This is a genomic window from Kocuria rhizosphaerae (genome assembly GCF_044462265.1).
GTDB lineage: Bacteria > Actinomycetota > Actinomycetes > Actinomycetales > Micrococcaceae > Kocuria > Kocuria rhizosphaerae.
In genome coordinates, this window is the sequence record NZ_JBISWL010000055.1 from 45,702 (window position 1) to 69,752 (window position 24,051).

Sequence of the window (24,051 nt, forward strand, 5' to 3'; positions counted from 1 at the left end):
CATACTGTGCGTCTTCAATGTCAATCAGAGTGGCGACATTCTAAATGTCATAAATATGACATAAAATGGGCATATGGACAGTCATCAGGTACGGCGCCTTGCCGCCGAGGGCGAGAACCTCCGCACGGAGTTCAAGCGGCGCAGGAATCCTGGCGACCTCACGGAGAAGGGGCTTGTCGAAGCCGTCGCCTGCATGGCCAATGCGCAGGGTGGAACGGTGCTGGTCGGGGTCGAGGACAACGGCGACATCACAGGGTGCGCACCGTGGCATCGTGACCGCACCGATCCCGCGCAGCTCCAGGCGCTCATCCAGAACCACACCCGGCCCGCCCTGCCCACGGCGGTCACCGTGGTCGATGTGGAGGGCGTCGACGTCCTGGTCGTCGAGGTGCCGGCGGCCCAGGTCCCCACGGCCACGCTCAGGGGTCTCTACCAACGGCGTGCCCTCAAGGTCGACGACACGCCACAATGCCTGCCGTACGAGCCGCACGAGCTGTTCATGCATCACTTCAGCGCGACGGGACGGGACTGGGCGGAGCTGCCGGCACTGGGCGCCTCGATGGGCGACCTCGATCCAATCGAATTCGAGCGCTTCCGTTCCATGTGCCGGTCCGCTGCCGGAGACTCCACCTTGGCCGATCTGCAGGACGAGGAAATTCTCCGCTCGCTGGGCATGGTCGACGCGATCGACCGTACGACCCCCACGCTGGGGGCAGTGCTTCTGTTCGGCACACCCGCGGCCCTCTCGCGATGGGTACCGCACCACGAGGTCCTGTTCCAGGTGCTGGACCGCACCAGAGTCGTGACCAACGACGTCCTCCGAGCTCCGCTCCTCAAGGTCGCCCAGCAGGTCCAGGAGCGGCTGGACGCTCGCAATGTGGAGGACGAGCTGGCCTGGGGCCTGCTGAGGATTTCGTTGCCCCGCATCCCACCGCGTATGGCGCGCGAAGCCGTCGCCAACGCCCTCGTCCACCGTGACTACACGGAGGTCGGTCCCGTCGCCGTCCAGCTGACCGAAGACGCCTTCACCGTACGCAGCCCCGGAGGGCTGCCTCGCGGCGTCACGCTCGCCAACCTCATGAGCGAGTCGCGGCCGCGAAGCCGCGCTCTCGCCGATGCGTTCAAGCGCGCCGGAGTGGTGGAGCGGTCCGGTCGCGGTGTGGCCATCATGTTCCGAGAACTCTTGCGACTGGGCCGCGACGAGCCGGACTTCTCGGCAACGACCGACACCGCCGTCGTGGTCTCCGTGCCCATGTCCTCGGCGGATACGGAACTGGCTGCGTTCGTCCATGCTCGGCAGGCCGCAGGGGACGAACTGTCCGTGACGGAACTCCGCGTCCTGCACCTTCTGCGTCTCGAGGGACCGAGCACGACGGCGGACATCGCAGGCGAACTGGGCTCGGCACGAGCTCAGCTCCGGGCGGATCTGCACCGGATGGCTGAACAAGGTCTGGTGGAAGTGCGCGGGACCGGCCGCGGGCGTTCGTTCCACCTGCCGCCGGGCTTCTACGAGACGGTCGGGCGCAAGGCGGACTATGTGCGCGCCCAGCCCGTCAGCGAGTACCGCCGCGAGGAGATGGTCCTGCGTTACGTGCGCGAGTTCGGCTCGATCACCCGTGGCCAGGTCGCAGAGCTGTGCGGCATCGGTCCCCGGCAGGCCACGGCAGTGCTGCAGGCCATGGTCAAGGACGGCCGGCTGACCATGCACGGTGAGCGGCGGGGTGCCCACTACAGGGAGCCGGAGCCGCGCTGACGGGATGTTCTCGTGCACGTCACGACTTGTCAGGAGCGGTACGTCCTTGACGCGGTAGTCGTGAACGACTGCCGGAAGGGACACCTCCGTCCGCCCGCAGGTGCTGCGACGGTCTGATGGGCCACGTGCCGCAGCCGGGGCGGCCGGTGTCCCCGACAGCGTCGCTGTGCGTCGCCGTCACGGGGTGTCGGCCTGCGCACCTCGCTCCCCGGTTCCGGCGAGCAGACGGATGACTCGCGTGAGGGCAGGTGACCTGGTGCCGTCGCGGCGCCACAGCACCGTGGCCACCAGCGGGGGCACCGGCGTCGACAGCTCCCGAACGATGACCGCCCGATGGGCCAGCTGCCGGACCGTGCTGGGCATCAGGGCCACGCCCATGCCGCCGGCGACCAGGGGCAGCGCGGTCTGCAGGGTCGAGGTCTCGTGGATCCTCCGGGGCCGGACGTGCGGCATCTGCTGCCACACGTGCTCCAACAGCTCCGGAAGACCGGGAAAGCCCGGATCCGAGGCGGGCACGAGCCACGCCTCGTCCCGCAGCTGCTCCAGGGACACGCGCGGGGCGGTGGAGCCGAAGGTGGGCGGCAGGATGGCGAGCAGCGGCATCTCGATGGCCGCGTGCATCGCGAGCTGGTCCCCGTGCCGTTCGCGCAGGAGGTCGACGTTCCAGGCGGGCACGACCCCGACGTCGGCCTCTCCGCTGAGCACGTTGCTGATGGTCTGCTTCGGCGGCGGGTCCTGGATCACGAGGTCCAGGTCGGGGGCGTCCTCGCGCAGCGCGGACACCACGCCCGGGAGGAACTCCCAGTTGTAGATCGGAGCGCTCGAGAGCACGACCCGCCCTCCGTGACCCGTCGCCAGACTCCTCAGGTGGTCGGCGGTGGCCGCCATCTGGTCGAGGATCCGTACCGCGTTCTCGTACAGGTGCGCTCCGGCCTCCGTCGTGCGGGCTCCCTGCTTGCCGCGGATCAGCAGGGGGAGCCCGAACTCCTCCTCCAGGCGCCGCACCACCAGGCTCAACGAGGGCTGGGTCATGTGCAGCGCGGCGGCCGCCTCGGTGAAGGACCCGTGGTCCACCACGGCGCGGAAGTACTGGAGCTGACGACTATCCATAACATCAGTCTATGTGCTCCGCCAAGAAACGGTATTGGAATTATGTGACTGCTCCGCCCACACTCGGTAGTGATGCAGGTCACCCCGGCGACGGGGCCGGCCACCGACGAGACGAAGGACGGACGATGACAGCAATGCGGTTCGCACACGAGACGCTGGGCCAGCGGGTCCTGTTCGGCACCGGGGCCGCCGGCGAGCACGTGGCCGCCGAGATCGAGCGGCTGGGCGCGGCCCGGCCCATGGTGGTCGCCGCCGAGCCCGAACGTGCCCTGGCCGAGACCGCCACCGCCGGCGCGACCCCGGTGCTGTGGTGGGGCGAGGTCGCCCAGCACGTCCCGGTCGAGGTGGCCGAGGGGGCCCGGGCCGCGGCCGCCGAGCACGCCGTGGACGTGATCGTCTCCGTGGGCGGGGGCTCGACCACCGGGCTGGCCAAGGCGGTCGCCCTGACCACCGGTCTCCCGATCATCGCCGTGCCCACCACCTACGCCGGGTCCGAGGCGACCAATGTGTGGGGGCTGACCGAGGACCGGACCAAGACCACCGGTGTCGACCCCCGGGTGCTGCCCACCGCGGTGGTCTACGACGCACAGCTGTCCCGGACCCTGCCGGTGGAGCTGTCCGTGGCCTCCGGGCTCAACGGCCTGGCCCACTGTGTCGACTCCCTCTGGGCGCCCAAGGCCGACCCGATCAACCAGGCGATGGCCCTGGAGGGCGCCCGCGCCCTGAACCTGGCCCTGCGCGGGATCGTGGCCGACCCGCAGGACCTGGACGCCCGGGAGCAGGCGCTCTACGGCTGCTACCTCGCCGCCGTGGCCTTCGCCTCCGCCGGCTCGGGGTTGCACCACAAGATCTGCCACGTCCTGGGCGGGACCTTCGACCTGCCCCACGCCCCCACCCACGCCACCGTGTTGCCGTACGTGCTCGCCCTCAACGCCCCGGGCGTCCCTGAGCTGGCGGCCCGGCTGGCCGCCGCACTGGGCCACATCCCGGCCGACGGCCAGGACCCGGCGGTCGCGGCCGTCTACGCCCTCAACGTGCTGCGCGAGACCGTCGACGCCCCGGCGCGGCTGTCCGACCACGGGTTCACCGCCGCGGGGATCCCCGAGGCGGTCGACCGGATCCTGGACGCCGCTCCGGCCTCCAACCCCGTGCCGGTGTCCGGGGCCGGTGTGGAGCGGCTGCTGACCGATGCCCTCACCGGCGCCACCCCCACCCCGGCCGTGCCTGCCACGGTCTGACGTCCGTCCCGACCCGTCCGACAAGGAGCCCCACCATGACAGAGACCGCCGCCACCACGGTGTCCGCCGAGCAGACGGGCCGGGAGCAGGCCCTGACCGAGAAGGTCCTCGCGTCCTTCGAGCGGACCCCGGACGCGCGACTGCGGCAGCTCATGCAGTCGCTGACCCGCCACGTGCACGAGTTCGTCCGCGAGGTGCGCCTGACCGAGGAGGAGTGGAACACCGCGATCGAGTTCCTCACCGCGGTGGGGCACATCACCGACGAGAAGCGCCAGGAGTTCATCCTGCTCTCCGACGTGCTGGGCGCCTCGATGCAGACCATCCTGGTGAACAACCCGGCCGACGGGGACGCCACCGAGGCCACCGTCTTCGGACCGTTCTTCGTCGAGGACGCCCCCGAGATCCCGCTCGGCGGGGACATCAGCGGCGGCGCTCCGGGACAGCCCTGCTGGGTCGAGGGCACCGTCGTCGACACCGAGGGCGCCCCGGTGCCGGGGGCACGGATCGAGGTGTGGGAGGCCGACGAGGACGGGTTCTACGACGTCCAGTACACCGACGACCGGGTGGCCGGCCGCGCCCACCTGTTCGCCGACGAGCGGGGGCGGTTCCGGTTCTGGGGACTGACGCCGACCCCGTACCCCATCCCGCACGACGGGCCGGTGGGGCAGATGCTGGCGGCCACGGACCGGTCCCCGGTGCGGGCGGCGCACCTGCACTTCATGGTCACCGCCGAGCACTGCCGGACCCTGGTCACCCACATCTTCGTCGAGGGCGACCCTCAGATCGAGATCGGCGACTCGGTGTTCGGGGTGCAGGACTCGCTGATCAAGCGCTTCGAGCAGCAGCCGGCCGGCACCCCGACCCCGGACGGGCGCGACCTGGCCGGCCGGACCTGGGCCCGCACCCGCTTCGACGTCGTCCTGGCCCCCGCCGCCTGACCCCCGTCCCGGGCGGCGACGACGCCGCCCACCGACACTTCAGCTCAGAGGAGAGACACCACCATGACCACCACCACGGAGACCCTCGTGCCCTCGACCACCGTCGAGCCCGGGGACATCACCACCGACGTCCTGATCGTCGGCTCGGGCCCGGCCGGGTCCTCGGCCGCCCTGTTCCTGGCCACCTACGGGATCGATCACCTGGTGATCAACAAGTACGCCTCCACCGCCGAGACCCCGCGGGCGCACATCACGAATCAGCGCACCGTGGAGATCATGCGGGACATGGGCATCGAGGACCAGGTGCAGGCCGACGCGACGCCGCACCCGATGATCGGCGAGACCGTCTTCTGCACCTCGATCGCCGGCGAGGAGCTCGGACGGGTGCGCGCCTGGGGCACGAGCCCGGAGCGTCACGCCGACTACGAGACGGCCTCACCCTCGATGAACTGCGACCTGCCGCAGACCTACTTCGAACCGATCCTGGTGCGCAACGCCATGGCGCGGGGCTCGAAGTACCGGTGGAGCACCGAGTACCTGACCCTGGTCCAGGACGAGGACGGGGTGCACGCCCTGGTCCGGGACCGGCTCACCGGCCGCAGCTACACGATCCACGCCCAGTACCTGATCGGCGCCGACGGCGGGCGCTCGAAGGTCGCCGCCGACCTGGAGCTGCCGATGGAAGGGCGGATGGGCCGGTCCGGGTCCATGAACATCGTCTGCGAGATGGACCTGGCCCCCTACTGCCAGAACCGCCAGTCGGTGCTCTACTGGGTGCTCCAGCCCGGGGCGTCCATCGGCGGCATCGGCCTGGGCCTGGTGCGCATGGTGCGGCCCTGGAACAAGTGGCTGATCACCTGGGGCTACGACATCGAGCAGGCACCCCCAGAGCTGACGAAGAACTCGGCCGCGGAGATCGTGCGCAACCTCATCGGCGACCCGGCCCTGCGGATCGACGTGGAGTCCTTCTCCCTGTGGACGGTCAACGAGATGTACGCGACCCGCAACATGAAGGACCGGGTCTTCTGCGTCGGCGACGCCGTGCACCGCCACCCGCCGAGCAACGGCCTGGGCTCGAACACCTCGATCGGGGACTCCTACAACCTCGCCTGGAAGCTCGCCCACGTGATCAAGGGCCTGGCCGGCCCGGAACTGCTGGCCACCTACAACGAGGAGCGGGTCCCGGTCGGGGAGCAGATCGTCAAGCGCGCCAACAAGTCCATCGACGAGTTCGGCGCGATCCTCGAGGCCCTGGGCATCGACCCGCGCGACGACACCGAGACCATGCAGGCCCAGATCGCCACCCGGAAGGAGCCCACGGAGGAGGGCGAGGCCCGCCGCGAGGCCCTGCGCGAGGCCCTGGTGCTGAAGAACTACGAGTTCAACGCCCTCGGTGTGGAGCTGGGCCAGCGCTACACCTCCGCCGCCGTCGTCGAGGACGGCACCCCGTTCCCCGCCCCGGTCCGGGACCCGGAGCTCTACTACCAGCCCACCACCCACCCCGGGGCGCGGCTGCCGCACGCCTGGCTGGGCACCGCCGACCCCACCGCACCGCGGGTGTCCACCCACGACCTCTGCGGCCACGGCCGGTTCACCGTGCTCACCGGCGTCAACGGCGCCGCCTGGGCCGAGGCCGCCGCCCAGGTCGCCGAGGCCACCGGCGTGGAGATCACCGCCCACGTCGTCGGCCCCGGCCAGGAGTACGAGGACCTCTACGGCGACTGGGCCCGGCAGCGCGAGCACAGCGACTCCGGCTGCGTCCTCGTGCGCCCCGACAACCACATCGGGTTCCGCGCCATGAGCACGGTCGAGGACCCCCGCCAGGCACTCGAGGACGCGCTCAGCGCCGTCCTGTGCCTGCGGGCCCCCGCCGTCGCGCTCGAGGCATGACAGGAGGACGACCATGAAGCACGCAGGAGTGTTCGCTCTTCTCCTCGCCGCCCTGGTGGCTCTTCCCGGCTGCGGTGTCGGCCGGGGCAGCGCGGTGGCGCTCGAGCCCGGTGACCCCGTGAGGATCGGTGTCCTCCCGGTGGCCGACTTCGTCACGGTGTACGTGGCCCTGGAGGAGGGCTACTTCGAGGACGAAGGACTCACCGTCGAGACCCAGACGATGCAGAACGCCGCGGCGATCGCCCCGTCGGTGATCAACGGGCAGCTGCAGTTCGGCACGGGCGCCATCACCCCGGTCCTGGCGGGAGCGCAGAAGGGGCTGCCGCTGAAGGTCGTGGCCAACCAGGCCGACGTCGCCGAGAAGCCCGAGGAGGACGTCTCCGCGCTGCTGGTGGCCCCCGACAGCGGCATCATCCGCCCGCGCGATCTGGAGGGCCGGACCGTGGGCGTCAACGGCCTCGGGTCCATCGTCCACGTGGCGGCCGCCGCGGCCGTGGAGCGCGACGGCGGGGACCCGAGCAAGGTCACCTTCGTGGCGATGCCCTTCCCCGACATGGCGGCCGCCGTGGGGAAGGGGACGCTCGACGCGGCCTCCGTGGTGGAACCGTTCGTCGGCCTCGGCACCGCGAACGGCCTGCAGGTCGTCGACCGCCCGTACTACCAGGCCTTCGAGCCGGGGGAGAGCATGTCCGTGCTCTTCACGGCGGGCCCCTTCGCCGAAGAGAACCCCGAGGTCGTGGCGAAGGTGCGCCGTGCCGTGGAACGCGCCAGTGTCACGGCCGCCGAGGACCCGCAGGTGGTCCGGGATGCCCTCGTCGAGTACGGCGGCATGAAGCCCGAGGCCGTGGCACGGATGGGGCAGCCCCCGTACGGCGTCGGCGTCGACCCGCAGGTGCTGACCGCCGCCTCGGAGACCATGGTCGACCTCGGGTTCCTGCCCGCACCGGTCGACGGCGAGGAGCTCGTCCTCCCCTGAGCCGGCGCCGAGGCCGGCGACCGGCCCGCCGCTCCCGTTCCCCACTGTCCGCAGGCGCCGATCTTTCCCCAGGCACCGATCCATCCGCAGACCCCGTCCGCCCACCGCCCAGGAGGCTTCCCATGACATCCGCACCTCGACCGATGGCCCTCGAGGAGGCCGCACGCCACGGCACCCGGGTCACCCTGCTCGGCACCGCCGGCGGGCCCCCGTGGTGGGAGAACTCGGAGCGCTCCGGGATCTCCACCCTGATCACCGTCAACGGCGCCCAGTACCTCATCGACTGCGGCGAGGGCTGGGGCCCGATGTTCCGCAGGTCCGGGACCAGCACCCCGGGCTTCGAGCACGGCATCGACCACCTGCGGGCCGTGTTCCTCACCCACCACCACTCCGACCACACCGTCGACTACCCCAACCTGCTCCTGCTGGCCTGGCACAACGGGTCCAAGGGCCTGAAGCGCCCGGTGCAGATCGTGGGCCCCGGCGACCGGACGGTCCTGCCGCCAATCTTCGGGGAGCGGCAGCACGAGCCGGAGGTCTTCCACCCGGACAGCCCCACCCCGGGCATCGAGGAGTCCACCCACCGGCTGCTGCAGGCCTACGCCACCGACATCAACGACCGGATGCGCGACAACGCCAAGCAGGACCTGCGGGAGATCTTCGAGGTCCACGACATCGAGCTCCCCGGGACCACCGGCGGCGACCCGAACGGCGACCCGTCCCCGGCCATGGAGCCCTTCGAGGTCTACGCCGACGAGAACGTGCGGGTCACCGCGATCCTCGTCGACCACCGACCGGTCTTCCCCGCCTTCGCCTTCCGCTTCGACACCGCCGACGGGTCGGTGGTGATCTCCGGGGACACCGGGGTGTGCGAGAACCTCGTGACCCTCGCCCGCGGCGCGGACCTGCTGCTGCACGAGTGCATCGACCTCGACTGGGTGTCCTCGCTCATGGGCCCGGGCTCCCCGAGACCGGACCCGTACCTGATGCAGCACATGCTCGCCGCCCACACCTCGATCGACCAGGTCGGCCCGCAGGCGCAGCGGGCCGGGGTGAGGACCCTGGTGCTGACCCACCTGGTGCCCGGCAACACCCCGCGCCAGAAGTGGGCTCAGGGCCGGGCCGGGTTCAGCGGGGACTTCTACGTGGGGGAGGACCTCATGCACTTCGGCATCGGCGTCCCGGCGCCCGATCCCCTGCACGACGACGACGATCCGGTCCGGACTCCGGCCGGGATGGGAAGGGAGCTGGTGGGCGATGGCCGTCGCTGATCTCACCCCGCCGGCCGGCGCACGGGCGGAGGCCCGTCCCGGGCTGCCGGTGCTCTGGGACTCCCGCGCCACCGACCACGCCCTGGGGGCCGCGTCCGTGCTGGGCGTCCTCGCCCTGTGGGAGGTGCTCGGCCGCACCGGCGTCCTCGACGCCCAGGTCTTCCCCGCGGCCTCGACCGTGCTGAGCGAGCTGTGGTTCCTGCTGGGCACCGGCGGCTACTGGGCGGACCTGTGGGCCACCCTCTCCAGCGCGCTGACCGGCCTGGGCCTGGTGCTGGCCATCGGCACGGTCGCGGCCCTGCTCATCGGGCTGATCCGCTTCGTCGAGAGCTCGACGTGGATCGTCGTCGAGTTCCTCAAGCCCATCCCGCCGATCGCCCTCATCCCGCTGGGCCTGCTGCTGTGGGGGCCGTCCCCGACCATGAAGGTCACCCTGATCACCTTCGGGGCCCTGTGGCCGTTCCTGACCCAGATGGTCTACGGGATCCGGCAGACCAACAACGTGGCCCTGGACATGGCCGCCAGCTACCGGCTGGGCCGGTGGCTGACGACCACCCGCATCGTGGTGCCCACGCTGCTGCCCTACGCCCTGACCGGACTGCGCATCTCGGCCTCGATCGCGGTGATCGTCTCGGTCGTGACCGAGCTGATCGGCGGCGCCTCGGGGGTGGGCCAGACCATCGCCGTCGCGCAGGTCAACAACGCCCTGCCGACCATGTACGCCTACGTTCTGACCGCCGGCCTGCTCGGGGTCGGCATCAACCTCGTGTTCCAGGGCCTGGAGAAGCCCCTGCTGTTCTGGCACCCGTCCCAGCGAGGAGGCACGGACTCATGACCACCTTCACCGACACCACCCGCACGGTGCTCACCCGCATCTGGCTCCCGGTCGCACTGATCATCGCCTGGTGGTTCGCCTCCGCGGAGAGCACCTCGCTGTACTTCCCGCCGCTGGCCACCATCGTGGAGGTCTTCGTCCGCGACTGGCTCGGCCCGCACTTCGCCGCCGACCTGCTGCCCAGCCTGGGCAAGTTCGCGGCCGGGTTCACGATCTCGGCGGTGCTGGGCATCGGGGCCGGGATGATGCTGGGGATGAACCGGTACACCCGGGCCGCGGCCGAGCCGATCGTGCTGTTCTTCCGCTCCCTGCCCGGGCCCGTGCTGGTGCCCATCGGGATCATGCTCATCGGCATCGGCGCCGGGATGAACATCTTCATCATGGTCCTCGGCGCCGTGTGGCCGACCCTGATGAACACCATCGACGGGGTGCGCAGCCTCGACCCCGTCCAGCGGGACATGTCCCGCTCCTACCGGCTCACCCTGACCCAGCGGATCCGCTACGTGGTCCTGCCCAACGCCGGCCCGCAGATCTTCGCCGGGCTGCGCACCACGCTGCAGCTGTCGATCATCCTCATCGTCGTCTCCGAGATGGTCGCCTCCACCAACGGGATCGGCTTCTACGTCCTGTACTCCCAGCAGACCTTCGCCGTGGCCGAGACCTGGGCCGGCACCATCCTGCTCGGGCTGCTCGGCTACCTCGCGTCCCTGCTCTTCATCGCCGTCGAACGACGCGTGCTGGCCTGGCAGGCCGGCACCACCAAGGAGTGACCACCATGACCACCACCGGCCCCACCACCGCCCGCGACCCCGAGACCGTCACCTGGTCCGGCATCCAGTCCTCCTACCAGGGGACCGTGCTCGAGGTCTCCCACCTGCGCAAGGACTACGGATTCGGTCAGAAGACCGCCCGGATCCTCGCCGACGTCAGCTTCGACGTGAAGCCCGGGGAGTTCGTCTGCGTCGTCGGGCCCTCCGGCTCCGGCAAGACCACCCTGCTGCGCTCGATCGCCGGCCTCCAGGCCCCCACCGCAGGGGAGGTGATCTTCGAGGGCGAGCCCGTCACCGAGCCCCCGGCGAAGATGGCCGTGGTCTTCCAGGACTACTCCCGCTCGCTGCTGCCGTGGATGACCGTGGCCGCCAACGTCGAGCTGCCCATGCGCACCAAGTACGACAAGGCCGAACGCGCCCGCCGGGTCGAGGACGCACTGATCTCCGTCGGCCTGGCCGGCAAGGGCGGCCTCTACCCCTGGCAGATGTCCGGCGGCATGCAGCAGCGCGCCGCGATCGCCCGCGGCATCGCCTACCAGCCCGACGTGCTGCTCATGGACGAGCCCTTCGCCGCCGTGGACGCCCAGACCCGCATCGAGCTCGAGGACCTCGTCCTGCGGGTCCGGCAGGCCTACAACACCACCGTCCTGTTCGTCACCCACGACATCGACGAGGCCGTCTATCTCGCCGACCGCGTGATCGTGCTCTCCGGCGCCCCGACCTCGGTCACCGAGAACATCGAGGTCGACCTGCCCCGGCCCCGCGACCAGGTGGCCACCAAGGCCCTGCCCCGCTACGCGCAGATCCGCAACCAGGTCTTCACCCTCATCCAGGAGGCCAAGTCCCACGCCTCCGTCTGAGGGCGGGGGCACCGCCGGACCCGACCGTCCCCTCGAGGTCACGGTCGGGTCCGGCCGGCAGGGCCGAACGGCCGGCTCCGGCGAGCGTCACACAGCGGAACGGAGCAGTCCCCTGTTTGCGCCATACGGATGCAAATTCATTGAATAGGGCAGAACTTCCGCGCTCTCCGAAAGCTGACGCCCATGACGCCCATGACGCCTCGTGGCACTCGCGGCCGACCCGTGCTCCCGCCCCGTGACCCCTCAGAGCGCCATCGGCCACGGACCGGGCCACCAGTGGTCGCCTGGGACGGCATCGCACCTCCGGACTCCATTCGTTCCTTGGGGTTTGCGGCCTTCCGGCTGCTCGGTCCGTCGGCGGCGGTCAGTCGTCCGCAGGCCCCGCCCACGCTGGTGAACCGGTGCGCTGGGCAGTCGGTGATCGCCGAGACGCTGCGGATCCACAGCGGCGAATCGCCGCGGTCGTGGTGGGCCCGCCTCGTGGGCTCCAGTCCGCTCAGCGCGCAGAGCCGCCCATGGTTCCAGGGCGCGCTGGGGGAGATCGCGGTCGGGGAGGCCCTGGGTCGCTTGGGGTCGGAGTGGACAGTCCTGCACGCCGTTCCTGTCGGGGCAGGCGCCTCCGACATCGATCATGTGCTGATCGGTCCGGCCGGGGTGTTCACGCTCAACACGAAGAACCACTCGGGCACGGAGGTGTGGGTCGGCGAACACGCGGTGTTCGACGCGGGGCACAAACAGCACTACCTGCCCCATGCCCGCCACGAGGCGAGGCGGGCGGCCAAGCGGCTCAGCGCAGCGGTGGGGGAGGCCGTGCACGTCACCCCGGTCCTGGTCCTGATGGAACCGAAGACCCTGACCATCAAGCAACGACCCACCGACGTCCATGTCGTCACCGAGCGCAGGCTGCTGCGCTGGCTGCAGCGCCGCGGGCCTGTCCTGACTCCCGAGCAGGTGGCAAGGATCATCGCAGCAGCAGTAGTCGCGAGCACGTGGCACAACACGCCGGCGCCGCCCGAGGACACGGTGGCACTGCAGGAGAGCTTTGCCGAACTCAGACTCTCCGTGCGGGCCGCACGGCGCCGTCGCGAGCTGTGGCGGCTCGCCGGCCCTCTTGCGGCGCTGGCGCTGATTTTTGGGCCGGGCCTGGCGGATGCGGGTCTGTCCGGTTTTCGGTGTAGCTCAGGGCGTTGATGTTCAGCGGCGGCCGGCGGGGAGCCGGCCATCGACGGTGATCGCGAAGGCGTTGAGCGCTGCCTTCCAGTGGTGGGTCCAGCGGTCTGGGCCTCGGCAGGTCGGGTCGAGGGCCATGACGGCGCGGAAGGCGCACTCGAGGGCGGCCTGGTCGTTGGGAACGTGGCCACGGGCCCTTGAACCTCCACGCCCTGCGACGCCATCACGTCAGCCATCGGTCGTGCCTCCCCGTTCGGGGGTCACACCGGAAAACGTGGAGTTCCCACCCCGACGTCGGCCGTAGGAGCGGACGCGCGTGATCGGTCCGCCGGTGAAGTCAGGAATGTCGCAGCAGGTCATGTCAGATTTTCCCGGCGGCGTCGATGTGCTGTGCGGTGCTGTCGGCGATCACGCATCCTCTGACGGCGCTCAGGCACTGACCGCCGCCGTCGCTCGCACGTCCGGTTCTTTCGTCGCGACGATGCGCAGTGACAGGGCCGCTGCCCCGATGCTCAGCAGGCCGGCGACGTACCACGCGGGGGCGTAGTCGCCGTAGCTGTCACGCATGATGCCGGCGGTCGTCGCAGCCACGGCGGCACCGATCTGGTGAGACGCGAACACCCAGCCGAACACGATGGGAGCGCTCATGCCGAAGTGGACCCGGCACAGCGCGACCGTGGGCGGCACCGTGGCGATGAAGTCCATGCCGTAGAAGACGACGAAAATCAGCATGAAGCCGGTGATCTCCTCGTGGAACACCGAGGGGAGCACCATGAGGGACGAGCCCCGCAGCGCGTAGTAGACCGCCAGCAGCTTGCGCGCGTCGAAGCGGTCGGTGAGCCAGCCGGACAGGATCGTCCCGATGAGGTCGAACACACCGATCAGGGCCAACAGGCCCGCAGCCTTCATGCTGGGCATCCCGTGGTCGTGGGCGGCAGGGATGAAGTGGGTCGCCACCAGTCCGTTGGTCGTTGCCCCGCAGATGGCGAAGCCGATCGCCAGCAACCAGAAGGCCTTGCTGCGTGTGGCGGCCAGCAGGCCCTCGACGGCCAGCCGCGCGGCGCTGCCCGAGGAGGGCGCGGGCTCGACGATCTCGTCCGCGCCGTACGGCGGGACGCCGACGTCTGCGGGGTACTCACGGAAAATCAGGAGGATGAGCGGCACGGTCGCCAGCGCCGCCACGCAGACCACGATGGCTGCGGTGCGCCACCCCGCCGAGGACTCGGTCAGGGATGCCACCAGGGGCAGAAAGATGAGGGAGCCTGTCGCGCCTCCGGCCGACAGGATGCCGGTCACCAGGCCCTGACGCTTGACGAACCATCGGGTGCCGATGGTGGCGATGAATCCCAGTGAGATCGACCCAGCGCCCAGACCGACGAGGACACCCCACAGCAGCACCAGCTGCCACGAGGCCGACATGAAGACCGTCAGGCCGCTGCCCAGCGAGATCAGCGTCATCGCGCCGGCCGTCACCGCCCGGACCCCGAACCGCTCCATCAGTGCGGCGGCGAACGGCGCGGTGACGCCGTAGAGCGCGAGATTGACCGACATCGCGAATCCGATGGTCCCGGTCGACCAGCCGAACTCCTCCCGGAGTGGTTCGACCAGGGCACCCGGAGTGGCCCGGAAGCCCGCCGCACCCACGAGCGCGACGAACGAGATGCCGGCGATGATCCAGGGCAGTTGCTTGTTGCGGTTGTTCATGACGTCTGACTCTCCTTGGGGCCGGCCACGGTCACGCTGTAGAGGTCGAGTTCGCGGAAGGGGTTGGGCTGGACGTTCTGCAGGCGCGACGACCAGGCGGACAGGGTGCTCTGGTACCAGATCGGGATGGTCGGCATGTCCTGCAGGATGGCCCGCTCGGCCTGCTGGTACATCTGCCAGGCCTGCTCCTGCGTGGGAGCCGAATCCGCCGCCGCGAGCAGCTCGTCGACGGCCGGGTTGCTGTACTTCCCGACGTTGTTGGTCGCCCCTGTGCGGAACATGGGGCTGAGAAAGTTCTCGATCGAGGGGTAGTCGGCGATCCAGCCCGAGCGGAAGATCGCCGTCACCTGCTGGGCGTTGAGCTTGCGCCTGAACTCGCCCATGGTCCGGATCGGCACGAAACGACAGCGAACGCCGAGACCTGTGCTGACCGACGAGCACACCTCCTCCATCCACGGCCCGTTCGGTGAGTCGATGTTGGACGTCAGCTCGATGTCACCCTGGAAGCCGGAGGCGTCGAACAGCTCCTTGGCGCGTGCGGGTGAGTAGCTGCACAGTTCGCCGCCCTGCCCGTCGATGCGCCCCGAAACTGCCGGTGGCACCAGCCCGTCCGCGGGCACCTGGTGTCCCTGGAAGATCCTGTCGACCAGCTGTGCGCGATCGATGGCCATGGAGATGGCTTGCCGGACGCGGGGGTCGCAGTAGCGGGAGTCGTAGAGAGGGAAGGAAATGCTCTGGATGCCCAGGTAGGTGCGGTCGTGCGTACGGTTCGGCAGATCGTCGAGGTAGCGGCCGCTCTCCAGCGCCCAGTAGGGCGTGACGTCGAGGTAGTCGAGCCGGTCGGCCACCACGTCGTGGTACGCCTCGTCGAGGCCGGCGTAGATCCGGAACTCGACACCGTCGATGTGCGGCATGTCGGCGCCGGCGTAGTCGTCGTACCGGTGCAGCAGGATGCTCTCTTCCGGGACGCGCGAGACGAAGCGGAACGCCCCGTTGCCGATCGGGTGCTTCTCGAACGATGCCCTGTCGTCGAAGAATGCCTGCGGCAGCGGGAAGAAGGCGCTGCAGCCCAAGGTCACGGGGAACTCGGCGAAGGGCGAGGACAACGTGATGGTGAACGTGCGCTCGTCGTCGACGACCAGCCCCGACATGGCCAGGACGCGGGAGTCGGGGGCGTTGACCTCCTCGAACCCCTCGATGTGAGAGAGGAAGGTCGATCCCTGCATCCGGTGGGGTCCGTGGGCTGTGTAGTTCCAGGCGTCCACGAAGCTGCGTGCGGTGACCGGGGTGCCGTCGTGGAAGGTCCAACCGGGTTCGAGCCGAACGGTGAAGACCTGGGAGTCCTCGGTCTCGATGGACTCCGCGACGGCGTTCCTGGGGTGGGCGTCGAGAGGGTCGTAGGAGACCAGCCCACGGAACAGGGCGGCGATGACCTTGACCCCGCCCGACTCGGTCGTGTGCCCCGGGATCAGGGCGTTCTCCGGCTCGGTGCCGTGGTAGGTGATGACCGTGCCGAGGTCCGTGCTCCTCGCCGGCTTCTCGGCAGTGGTCGTGGCAGGTGATTCCATGATTCCTCCGTGTGTGTGTGGGTCCAGCTGGTCAAGGTCGGCGGCCGGGCGGTGGGCCGTTATTCGAGGGCGTGGTACCGCCCGTGCAGGAACACCAGGGCCGATGAGTCCCTGCCGTCGTCGAGGGCGACCACCTCACCCACGACGAGGATGTGGTCGCCCACGTCGAAGCTGTCCCACACCACGCACTCGAGCCAGCTCGACCCGTCGAGGACGAGCGCGCCCGTTCGGCACCCCGGCGTGGCGGGTAGATCGGGCACCGTGCGCAGGCGGGTGGCCCGGTCCCGGGCGCACGACTGTGCGAGTCCCTCGGACCCGTCGTCGAGGATCGACACCGCCCACTTCCCCGAGGAGAGCAGGTCGGCGAGGAACAGGGACTTCCGGCTCAAGCACACCGACACCAGGGGAGGGGCGAGGGACAGCGAGGTGAGCGAGTTCACGGTCACGGCGTCGTGGCGCCTTCCGCCGGACTGGTCGCTGTAGGTCGTGGCCAGGCACACGCCCGTGGCGAACCTCCGCATGACGCTGCGGAGGTCGGGTGTCGGACCGCGCCTGGGCCACGCCTCGACGTCGGGTCGAGAAGGCGCCAGCGGCGGGTCAGACGGCCTGGACATCAGATGGCCTGGTCGAACGAGAAGATGCGTTCAGGGTCATGGCGTTGCTTGACCTCCGTGAGGCGTGCGGCGTTGGGGCCGTAGTAGCCCGCCCGCCAGTCATCGAGATCCGGGTCGGTGAAGTTCACATACGACGCGTCCCTGGCGTACTCGCCCATGTCGCTGTGGAGGGTGTCGAGCCAGTCGAGGTTGTTCCGGACGGTCTCCGGCGCGTCGTCGGACCGCCACGACGTGTCCATCGAGACGAGGAACAGCGTGTCCCGGTGGGGGAAGGCGGTCGCCTCGGCGGGGACGTGATTGATGGCCCCGCCCCAGGTGAAGAGACCCACCCCCGCGCCGTCGGGGTTGCTGCTGCCCGGCCATTCGTCGACGGCGGTCACGATGGTCCTGAGCCCGTCCTCGACGAGAGGCCCACCGGTGGTGCGCGTGCGCACGGCGAAGGCGCCACCGGCCGTGGCGTGGCGCAGGTACTCCGCCGCCGCCCAGTAGTTCCGGTCCGCAATGTCGATCCGGTCCGCGGACGCCACCGACAGCGCAGGAGCGACCAGCTCGCGCAGCTCCTCGGCCGGCCCGAGGTGCTGACCGACCACCGAGACGATCCCGTCCCGGTCTGCGGTGCGGCTGATGCCGATCCGCGCCGCGAACTCGTCGGGGGCGCGGCGCATGACCTCTTGCATGGTGGCCAGGACGTCCACCGCGTGGCGCCGGTCCCACAGCATCAAGCAGGTCGACGTCGGAGGGACCCGCTGCGCCTGGAACGTGAAGGACGTGTTCACCCCGAAGTTTCCGCCGCCGCCGCCCCGGCAGGCCCAGAACAGGTCCCCGTTGTGCTGCTCGCTGCAGGTGACGACCCGACCGTCGGCCAGGACCATCTCCGTGGAGACGAGCGTGTCGCAGGTGAGTCCCATGGCACGTGAGACCACGGAGACGCCGCCACCGAGGACGAGCCCGCCGATGCCGACCGCGGGGGAGTTGCCCAGGGGGAGGGCCAGCTCGTGCTCCCGCAGCGCGGCGTGCAGCGCGCCCGTCCTGGTGCCGCCGCCGACGGTCACCAACCCGGTTTCGAGGTCGACGTGCACCTGGTCCACGCGGCTCAGGTCGAGCACCAGCCCGCTGCCGGAGGAGTGGCCGGCGTAGCTGTGCCCGCCTCCGCGTAGCGAGAGGCGCACCCCCGTGTCCCGTGACCAAGCGATGGCTCTGCTGACGTCTGCCGTCCCGGTTGCCGAGAGGACGGCACCGGGCACGACGTCGCGGAACCGCTCGTTGAAAGGCCGGCTGAGCTCGTCGAAACCGGCGTCGCCGGGAAGTCGCACGGGTCCGTCGACGGCGGCCCGAAGTCGTTCGACGTCGTTCACTGCTGCTCCTCTCCCGATGTGGGAGCCTGCACCGGCGACCGGACTTCCTCCAGGTAGGACGCCCCGCTCGCGCCACGCGGCAGGGGTCCGCCGGTAACCCCGGCCCGCACCAGGTCGCCGGTCTGCCGGCAGCAGGCGAGGGCGCCGTCTCCACCGCCCGCCGGCTGGAACGCCCGGCCCTCGCAGCCGATCACTTGTCCACCTCCAGCAGCCCTGCCGGCATCTCCAGCATCGAGCCGGCCGGCTTGGGCGCGATGACCTCGGCGTCGAGCACGACCTGGTCGGTCGCCGCCTGCAGGTGCTCCTCGCACGTCACGGAGTCGTCTGCGTGGCACACCACGAAGGAGTGGCGTGCGATGTATCCGCCGGGGGGCAGGCGCAACGTCGTTCCCGGCTCGACCATCGCGGACGCCGTGACGAGTCCAGGAGCCTGCTCGGGCAGCTGCACCGATCGGACGAGGCAGTCGTGCTGTGGGTAGCCGAACCGGATGCCGACCACCCCGCGGGACTCGGGGACGATGTCGGGACGGTTGTCGAGGGCGACGTCGACCATCACCTCTCCCGGGTCGATGCCGGTGGCCAGCTTGCCGAGGAAGGGGATCAGGTCGCCCCCGACCCGGCCGTTGATCTCGATGATGAGGGGGCCGCGATCGGTCAGCCGGACCTCGGAGTGCGTGATTCCGTCCTCGATGCCGAGCACCCGGTGAGCGCGCGCGAGAGTGTCCATCAGGGCCGCATCGGACATCAACGGGTCGTCGGCGTCGACCACGTGACCGATCTCCTCGAAGTAGGGATGACCGCCGGTGCGCTTGCGTGCCACGAACATCGGCAGATACTCGCCCTGGTGCACGGCTCCGTCGACGCTGATCTCGGGGCCGACGGCGTACTCCTCGACGATGGCGCCACCCCGGAATGCCTCGTCACCGACGAGGCTGGCGTCCGAGGCGACACGGAAGGCGTCCTGCAGCTCCTGCTCGTTCCGTGCGAGGACCACGCCCATGCTGGCCCCCAGGGCGCGTGGCTTCACGACGACCGGATAGCCGATCCGGTCGGCCGCAGCGCGCGCCTCCGAGACGTCGGCCGACATGGCGAAGCCCGGCTGCAGCAGCCCGCCCTCGGTGAGGCGGGTCCGGGCGCTGTATTTGTCCCGACAGCCCTGAACCCCGGGCAGACCGAGCCCCGGCACGCCGAACTCGACGGCGAGTTCGGCGGCCGGCATCACCAGGGGCTCGTCCCAGCAGAGGACACCTGCGATGGAGAACCGGGTGGCCACGTCGCGGGCGGCCTCGGCCAGCAGCGCGTGGTCGAACACATTGACCACGCTGATCTCGTCGAAGTACTCGTGCTGCCAGGTCGGCTTCAGGTTGTTGACCAGGACGAGCGCGTGCCCAGCGCGACGTGCGCGGGCAGCCGCAGACTTGACCAGGTACTCGCGGTAGAGCTTGAGGCCGCTGCCGATGACCAGCAGTGCGCTCCTGGAGTCGCTCATGTCGTCTTCCTTTCCGTGCGTGCTCTTGAGAGTGGCTGGAGGGCGTGGAGCACCCGCTCCGCGACGAGCGGGGCCGTCCGGAAACCGTCGGGCCCGCTCGCCACGCGCGCCCAGGTGCGGGATCCGAGGCGGACCAGTCCGAGGGTGTCGCTGTGGACGGATGTCGTGTAGTGGCATCGGCGGACAGCAATGACGTCGTAGTCGGCCACGTCGCGGACGACCCCCGAGCCCAGGATCTTCTCGCACCACGACGACTCGTCCTCCGTGGGCTCGAGGGCCATCGTGGCGATGTCGCGACGTACCGCGTCCGTGCTGATCTTCAGCGAGGTGTTGCCGACGGGCGGCACGAGCCACGCGCGTCCGTCGTGACCGAGCCGGCCGGCGGCCGGCGCACTGCGCCACCACGTCCTGAGCTCGGTCGGAGGTCGCAGACAGGCCGTGGTCTGCCGGTGGGCCACGGTGGGAACTCCGACGAGATCGCCGGACCACGGACCACAGGCGACGAGGGTGAGATCTCCTCGAGCCACGACACCGTCGGGACCGGACACGCAGCCGGTGACAGGGTCCACCTCGGTGATCTCGGTGCCAGGGCGCAGGTGAGCCCGCGGCTGCGCCGAAAGCCAGGTCGCTGCGGCGACCAGTGCCTGATCGGCGAGCAGCACTCCTGCGTCCGCCTCGAGGATCCCCCGGGTTCCGGCCGGGAAGCCGAAGTGGGGGAACTCGTCGGGCTCGACGGTCCGGAAGGCCAGTCCGGCCTGGACCGCCGTCGTCTCTGCCTTGCCGAACAGGTCTTCGTGGCAGCTCGTGAGAAACCCGACCGTCCGCAGGAACTGGCTGCTCTCGCCGCACAGCACGGACTCCAGCCCCGCCCAATGGCGCCACAGCCCAGCTGCGCGGCGGGTGCGTCCTGCGTCGGTGGGGTCGAGGGCGCGGAGGACACGATGCTGGTCGAAGGAGGTCGATCGCGGATCCGGGATCGACCCGCGGTCCAGCAGTGTCACGTCGTGGCCGGCGAGCACGCACCGTACGGCGGTGACCAGGCCTGTGACGCCGGCACCGACGATGACCAGGTGCCGGTCCGAGGCCGCAGCCGACGCCGGCGGGCAGAGTGTCTGCGTCGTCACGTCAGCTGATCCGATCGAGCAGCCGAGGCAGGGCGACCGGAGTCACGGTCCTCGGACCGGCTCCGGCCGGAAGCGACGACTCGTCCAGCACCTTCTCGGCCAGGTCGACCAGGATGGGGGCGGCGCACCGCAGCACGACGTCGACCTCGTGGCAGAAGTCGCCTTCGTCCCCTGGGGCGACGGCCCAGTCGGCGAGCCTGGCCAACTGCTCGGTGAGGGCTTGGGCCGCCCGGGTGAGGCTGAAGTACTCCAGCTCGTAACAGGCCACGAACCGGGCGACGATGCTCTGGGCCGCCGCGTGCGAGCGGACCGAAACCGGCAGCGGTCCGCAGCCGACGTACTGGTCCATCCGCCGCGCGATGCGGTTCCAGGGGTCGACGAGGCGCGATGACGTGACGTGGGACAGGGCCTCGTGGCTGAAGTTGGTTCGCTGGTTCTCGGGGCTGGTCACCGCCAGGTGGAACCGGACGAGGTCGCGGGGCAACTGGGTGACCAGGTCACCCGCCCACACCACGTGTCCGCGACTGGTCGAGAACTTGGCGTTGTTGAGCTCGTAGAACTCGTTGGTGACGAAGTCCGTCGGCACCACGTAGCGTCCCTCGGTGGCGAGGAGCATGGCGACGGCCGCGATGGCGAAGGGATAGGTGTTGTCGAAGCCCAGGAAGTAGGCGACTCGTGTGCCGGCCTCCGGCCGCCACAGCTCATCGTCGGTGGTCCCGACCGTTCCGCGGCCCTTCGCCGCCAGGGCGCCGCAATAGATGCTCCACGCGGCCGGCTCGGCATTGGGATTGATCGACTGCCCGGCGACCTCCGGAAACGGTGCGGGGATGCCCCACGAGATGGGGAAGGTGACCGGGTAGTCCGGAAGCGGACGGGACAGCATCTCCTCGACGGCCTGCGCCAGGTGCGGCCGCATCCGAGCCGCATGCTCGGCGAAGTGGGCGCTGATCCGTTCACGGAACGGCTCGAGCGGCATGACCAGGACGGGACAGTCGTGCAGCTCGACCGGGTCCGCGGGATCCAGCGTGGAGCACGGATCGAGCAGGTCTCCGGCAGCGACCACGCTGCCGCAGCTCTCGCACAGTCCTGCACACCCGCGGGCCAGGCAGCGAGGGCAGAACCCCTGGACGAAACCGTCCACGAGGAACTCACCGGTCGCCGGCGAGTAGGGAAGCTGCATCGTGCGCAGCTCCAGCTTGCCTGCGGCGTACAGGTCCTCCATGAAGGCCAGCACGGTCTTGGTGAAACCGTCCTCATCACGGGTGAAGGCATCGACCCCGATCCCGACCGCCGCCAAGGTGGCCTCGACCTGCTGGGTCGACCGTTCCACGAGCTCCTTCGGAGTCGTGCCCAGCCTGTGCGCGGTGGTCACGACGTACGTCGAGGTGTCCTGGGTACCGGTGGCGAGCAGCGCGGTCCGGCCGGTCGCCCTCAGATAGCGCGCGTGCACATCGGCCGCCAGGAACGGCCCGGCGATGTGACCCAGGTGCAGGTCTCCGTTGGCCGTGGGGGCCGGTGAGATGATCAGTGTCGTCGGGCTCATTGCGACTGCTCCTCGTGACGGGCCAGGAAGGCCGAGGACATCTCGCCGTCCCACCAGATGCTGTAGTACTCGAAGTCGTGCGGGCTGTCGTTGACGACCTGGTGCGTGCAGCCGGGCGGGAGGTAGACGATGTCGCCGGCGCCGAACGGGCACCTCGTGCCATCGACGTCAAGAGCCGCACGGCCCGCCATCGCGATGAAGATCTCGTACTCGTGGTGCGAGTGGGGCGTCGACTCGTCGCCCGCCCGCAGCACGCACCACGCCCCCTCGAAGGGTGCGTTGAGCGCCGGCCAGGGCAGAAGGCGCTCGAGGTCGAGCCCGTAGGCGGCGGTCATGTTCTCCGGATCCAGGGTGCGCAGCTCGAACACGGCCCTCACACCTCCACCGGCAGGTCGCGCCGCGCCGCACGGTCGAGGACGACCGGATGGTGAGGGGCAGGCAGTGCGCCGAGGTCGGTGCGCCGCTCGAGCAGATCCGTGGTGATCTCCTGGGACCGGTGGGCGAGCACGCTGATCAGCGAGTCGGCGATGCCGTGGGTCCGCTCGTTGACGCCTTGGAGGTAGATCGCGCCGCGGCCGGACACACCCAGTTCCATCCGGTAGTGCCGGCTGACCGTCACCTCGGAGAGGCCCAGCCGAGTGACGATGTCGCAGACCAGCGGCGGCATCTGCTGGTCGTAGCCGGTGCCCAGGAAGACCATGTCGCAGCGCAGCGGCTCGACGTTGCCGCTCTTGCGGTCACGCACGTCGAGGACGACGTCGTCGCCGTCCATCCGGGCACCGATGACCTCGGTCAGGGGACGCACGAACGAACGCTGCTGGCCGAGCATCCGCTGCTGGAACAGCATGGAGTAGATCTCGTCGAGGAAGGGGGGCGCCAGGGCGGCGTAGTTGGTCGGATTCATCTCCTCCAGGACCTGGAGCCGGGTCTCGGCGGGCATCTTGTAGAACTCGTCGACGAACGAGGGGAAGAACAGCTCGTTGACGAACTTGCTGGTCTGATAGTTCTGCAGCCCGATGGACCGGAGGATCATGGTGGGCTCGCAGCCGGGGACGTCCTGATGCAGCGCCATGAACATCTCGGCCGCGCTCTGTGCGCCGCCGATCACCACGGGGCGGTGCGGCCGGGCGTCGGCAGGAAGTTGTTTCATGCGGCTGCCGTACTGGGTGCTGTGCACCACCCGCTCGGCGGGAAGACCGTGGAAGACCTCCGGGATGCGCGCGGCGCGCCCGATCCCGATGACAAGATCTCGGCTGTTGATCCGGGTGCCGTCGGAGAGGACGGTGACCCAGCCCTGGACCGACCCGTCCTCGGCGTGGCGCGGCGCGACGTGCGTGGCCCGGGCGTTGAACTGGATGCGTACGTGCTCGAGTTCGTCGGCCACCCACTGCTGGTAGGCGGAGAGCTGCCAGCGATAGGGATTGAAGGTGGACAGGTTCACGAACTCGTCCAGCTGGCCCTGGACGCGCAGGTAGTTCAGGAACGAGAACCGGCTCTGCGGATTGCGCAGCGTCACCAGATCCTTGACGAAGGACACCTGGCTCCTGGCCCACGGCAGGAGCATGTTCCGTTGCCACTTGACATCCGGATGCTGTTCCAGCATGAGCGTGTCCTGCGCCACGTCCAGGGGTGCGGACTCCTCGATCGCGATCGCCAGCGCCAGGTTGGCCGGGCCGGCTCCGATCATCAGGACGTCAACGGTCTTCTCGTACATGATTTACCTCGTCTGTTGATGGGGTCGGGTCTGTCATCAGGAATGGATTTTTTCGGGTGCTCGTCGGCACCTTGGGACCGGTCCGTGTCGGGCCGCGCCGGAGTGTGGATTTCACTGGGATTCACCAGG

At 69.8% G+C, this 24,051-nt stretch carries 20 protein-coding genes; 10 read left to right on the forward strand and 10 right to left on the reverse strand.

Features of this window, described 5'->3' with window-relative positions; all coding sequences use genetic code 11:
• Window positions 1–73: 73 nt before the first annotated feature.
• Window positions 74–1,753, forward strand: coding sequence for an RNA-binding domain-containing protein (locus ACH9EU_RS06450; RefSeq protein ID WP_396413118.1), 1,680 nt, complete (start codon window positions 74–76; stop codon window positions 1,751–1,753).
• A 177-nt stretch (window positions 1,754–1,930) separates the two neighbouring features.
• Here ACH9EU_RS06450 and ACH9EU_RS06455 read toward each other — a convergent pair whose 3' ends face one another.
• Complete coding sequence (locus ACH9EU_RS06455) at window positions 1,931–2,863, reverse strand: LysR substrate-binding domain-containing protein (protein WP_396413119.1); 933 nt, start codon at window positions 2,861–2,863, stop codon at window positions 1,931–1,933.
• 125 nt (window positions 2,864–2,988) lie between these two features.
• Here ACH9EU_RS06455 and ACH9EU_RS06460 point away from each other — a divergent pair, with 125 nt between their 5' ends.
• The 9 genes from ACH9EU_RS06460 (at window position 2,989) to ACH9EU_RS06500 (ending at window position 12,832) form a co-directional block, all read left to right on the forward strand.
• Window positions 2,989–4,101, forward strand: a complete 1,113-nt coding sequence (locus ACH9EU_RS06460) for an iron-containing alcohol dehydrogenase (protein WP_396413120.1) — start codon at window positions 2,989–2,991, stop codon at window positions 4,099–4,101.
• A 35-nt stretch (window positions 4,102–4,136) separates the two neighbouring features.
• Entirely contained in the window at window positions 4,137–5,039 is a 903-nt protein-coding gene (locus tag ACH9EU_RS06465; RefSeq protein ID WP_396413121.1) for a dioxygenase family protein, read from the forward strand.
• Window positions 5,040–5,102: 63 nt separating this feature from the next.
• Entirely contained in the window at window positions 5,103–6,929 is a 1,827-nt protein-coding gene (locus ACH9EU_RS06470; protein ID WP_396413122.1) for an FAD-dependent monooxygenase, read from the forward strand.
• 13 nt (window positions 6,930–6,942) lie between these two features.
• Complete coding sequence (locus tag ACH9EU_RS06475; protein WP_396413123.1) at window positions 6,943–7,905, forward strand: ABC transporter substrate-binding protein; 963 nt, start codon at window positions 6,943–6,945, stop codon at window positions 7,903–7,905.
• Between the two features lie 122 nt (window positions 7,906–8,027).
• A complete protein-coding gene (locus ACH9EU_RS06480) occupies window positions 8,028–9,176 on the forward strand; it encodes an MBL fold metallo-hydrolase (RefSeq protein ID WP_396413124.1) in 1,149 nt (382 codons plus the stop codon).
• Window positions 9,163–10,011, forward strand: a complete 849-nt coding sequence (locus tag ACH9EU_RS06485; protein WP_396413125.1) for an ABC transporter permease subunit — start codon at window positions 9,163–9,165, stop codon at window positions 10,009–10,011. The genes ACH9EU_RS06480 and ACH9EU_RS06485 overlap by 14 nt, the downstream gene beginning before the upstream one ends.
• Entirely contained in the window at window positions 10,008–10,781 is a 774-nt protein-coding gene (locus ACH9EU_RS06490; RefSeq protein WP_396413126.1) for an ABC transporter permease subunit, read from the forward strand. The genes ACH9EU_RS06485 and ACH9EU_RS06490 overlap by 4 nt, the downstream gene beginning before the upstream one ends.
• A gap of 5 nt (window positions 10,782–10,786) precedes the next feature.
• On the forward strand, window positions 10,787–11,641 hold the full coding sequence (locus tag ACH9EU_RS06495; RefSeq protein WP_396413127.1) for an ATP-binding cassette domain-containing protein: 855 nt from the start codon (window positions 10,787–10,789) through the stop codon (window positions 11,639–11,641).
• A gap of 276 nt (window positions 11,642–11,917) precedes the next feature.
• Window positions 11,918–12,832: an NERD domain-containing protein gene (locus tag ACH9EU_RS06500; protein ID WP_396413128.1), complete on the forward strand. Its 915-nt coding sequence runs from the start codon at window positions 11,918–11,920 to the stop codon at window positions 12,830–12,832.
• Between the two features lie 408 nt (window positions 12,833–13,240).
• On the opposite strand, the gene ACH9EU_RS06505 is transcribed toward ACH9EU_RS06500, so the two are convergent.
• From ACH9EU_RS06505 to ACH9EU_RS06545, 9 genes are all read right to left on the reverse strand, one after another.
• Window positions 13,241–14,515 carry an MFS transporter gene (locus ACH9EU_RS06505; protein WP_396413129.1) on the reverse strand — a complete coding sequence of 425 codons (1,275 nt, stop codon included), beginning with the start codon at window positions 14,513–14,515 and terminating at the stop codon, window positions 13,241–13,243.
• Window positions 14,512–16,083 carry a peptide ABC transporter substrate-binding protein gene (locus tag ACH9EU_RS06510; RefSeq protein WP_396413130.1) on the reverse strand — a complete coding sequence of 524 codons (1,572 nt, stop codon included), beginning with the start codon at window positions 16,081–16,083 and terminating at the stop codon, window positions 14,512–14,514. Before ACH9EU_RS06510 ends, ACH9EU_RS06505 begins: the two co-directional genes overlap by 4 nt.
• A 59-nt stretch (window positions 16,084–16,142) precedes the next feature.
• A complete protein-coding gene (locus ACH9EU_RS06515) occupies window positions 16,143–16,604 on the reverse strand; it encodes a flavin reductase (protein WP_396413131.1) in 462 nt (153 codons plus the stop codon).
• 92 nt (window positions 16,605–16,696) lie between these two features.
• Window positions 16,697–18,052, reverse strand: coding sequence for an FAD-binding protein (locus ACH9EU_RS06520; protein ID WP_396413132.1), 1,356 nt, complete (start codon window positions 18,050–18,052; stop codon window positions 16,697–16,699).
• Between the two features lie 190 nt (window positions 18,053–18,242).
• Complete coding sequence (locus ACH9EU_RS06525; protein WP_396413133.1) at window positions 18,243–19,541, reverse strand: ATP-grasp domain-containing protein; 1,299 nt, start codon at window positions 19,539–19,541, stop codon at window positions 18,243–18,245.
• Window positions 19,538–20,665 carry an FAD-dependent oxidoreductase gene (locus ACH9EU_RS06530; RefSeq protein ID WP_396413134.1) on the reverse strand — a complete coding sequence of 376 codons (1,128 nt, stop codon included), beginning with the start codon at window positions 20,663–20,665 and terminating at the stop codon, window positions 19,538–19,540. The genes ACH9EU_RS06525 and ACH9EU_RS06530 overlap by 4 nt, the downstream gene beginning before the upstream one ends.
• A 1-nt stretch (window position 20,666) precedes the next feature.
• Entirely contained in the window at window positions 20,667–22,208 is a 1,542-nt protein-coding gene (locus ACH9EU_RS06535) for a class I tRNA ligase family protein (protein ID WP_396413135.1), read from the reverse strand.
• Entirely contained in the window at window positions 22,205–22,576 is a 372-nt protein-coding gene (locus ACH9EU_RS06540; RefSeq protein ID WP_396413136.1) for a cupin domain-containing protein, read from the reverse strand. The genes ACH9EU_RS06535 and ACH9EU_RS06540 overlap by 4 nt, the downstream gene beginning before the upstream one ends.
• A gap of 5 nt (window positions 22,577–22,581) precedes the next feature.
• Entirely contained in the window at window positions 22,582–23,922 is a 1,341-nt protein-coding gene (locus ACH9EU_RS06545) for a SidA/IucD/PvdA family monooxygenase (RefSeq protein ID WP_396413137.1), read from the reverse strand.
• Between the last annotated feature and the right edge of the window lie 129 nt (window positions 23,923–24,051).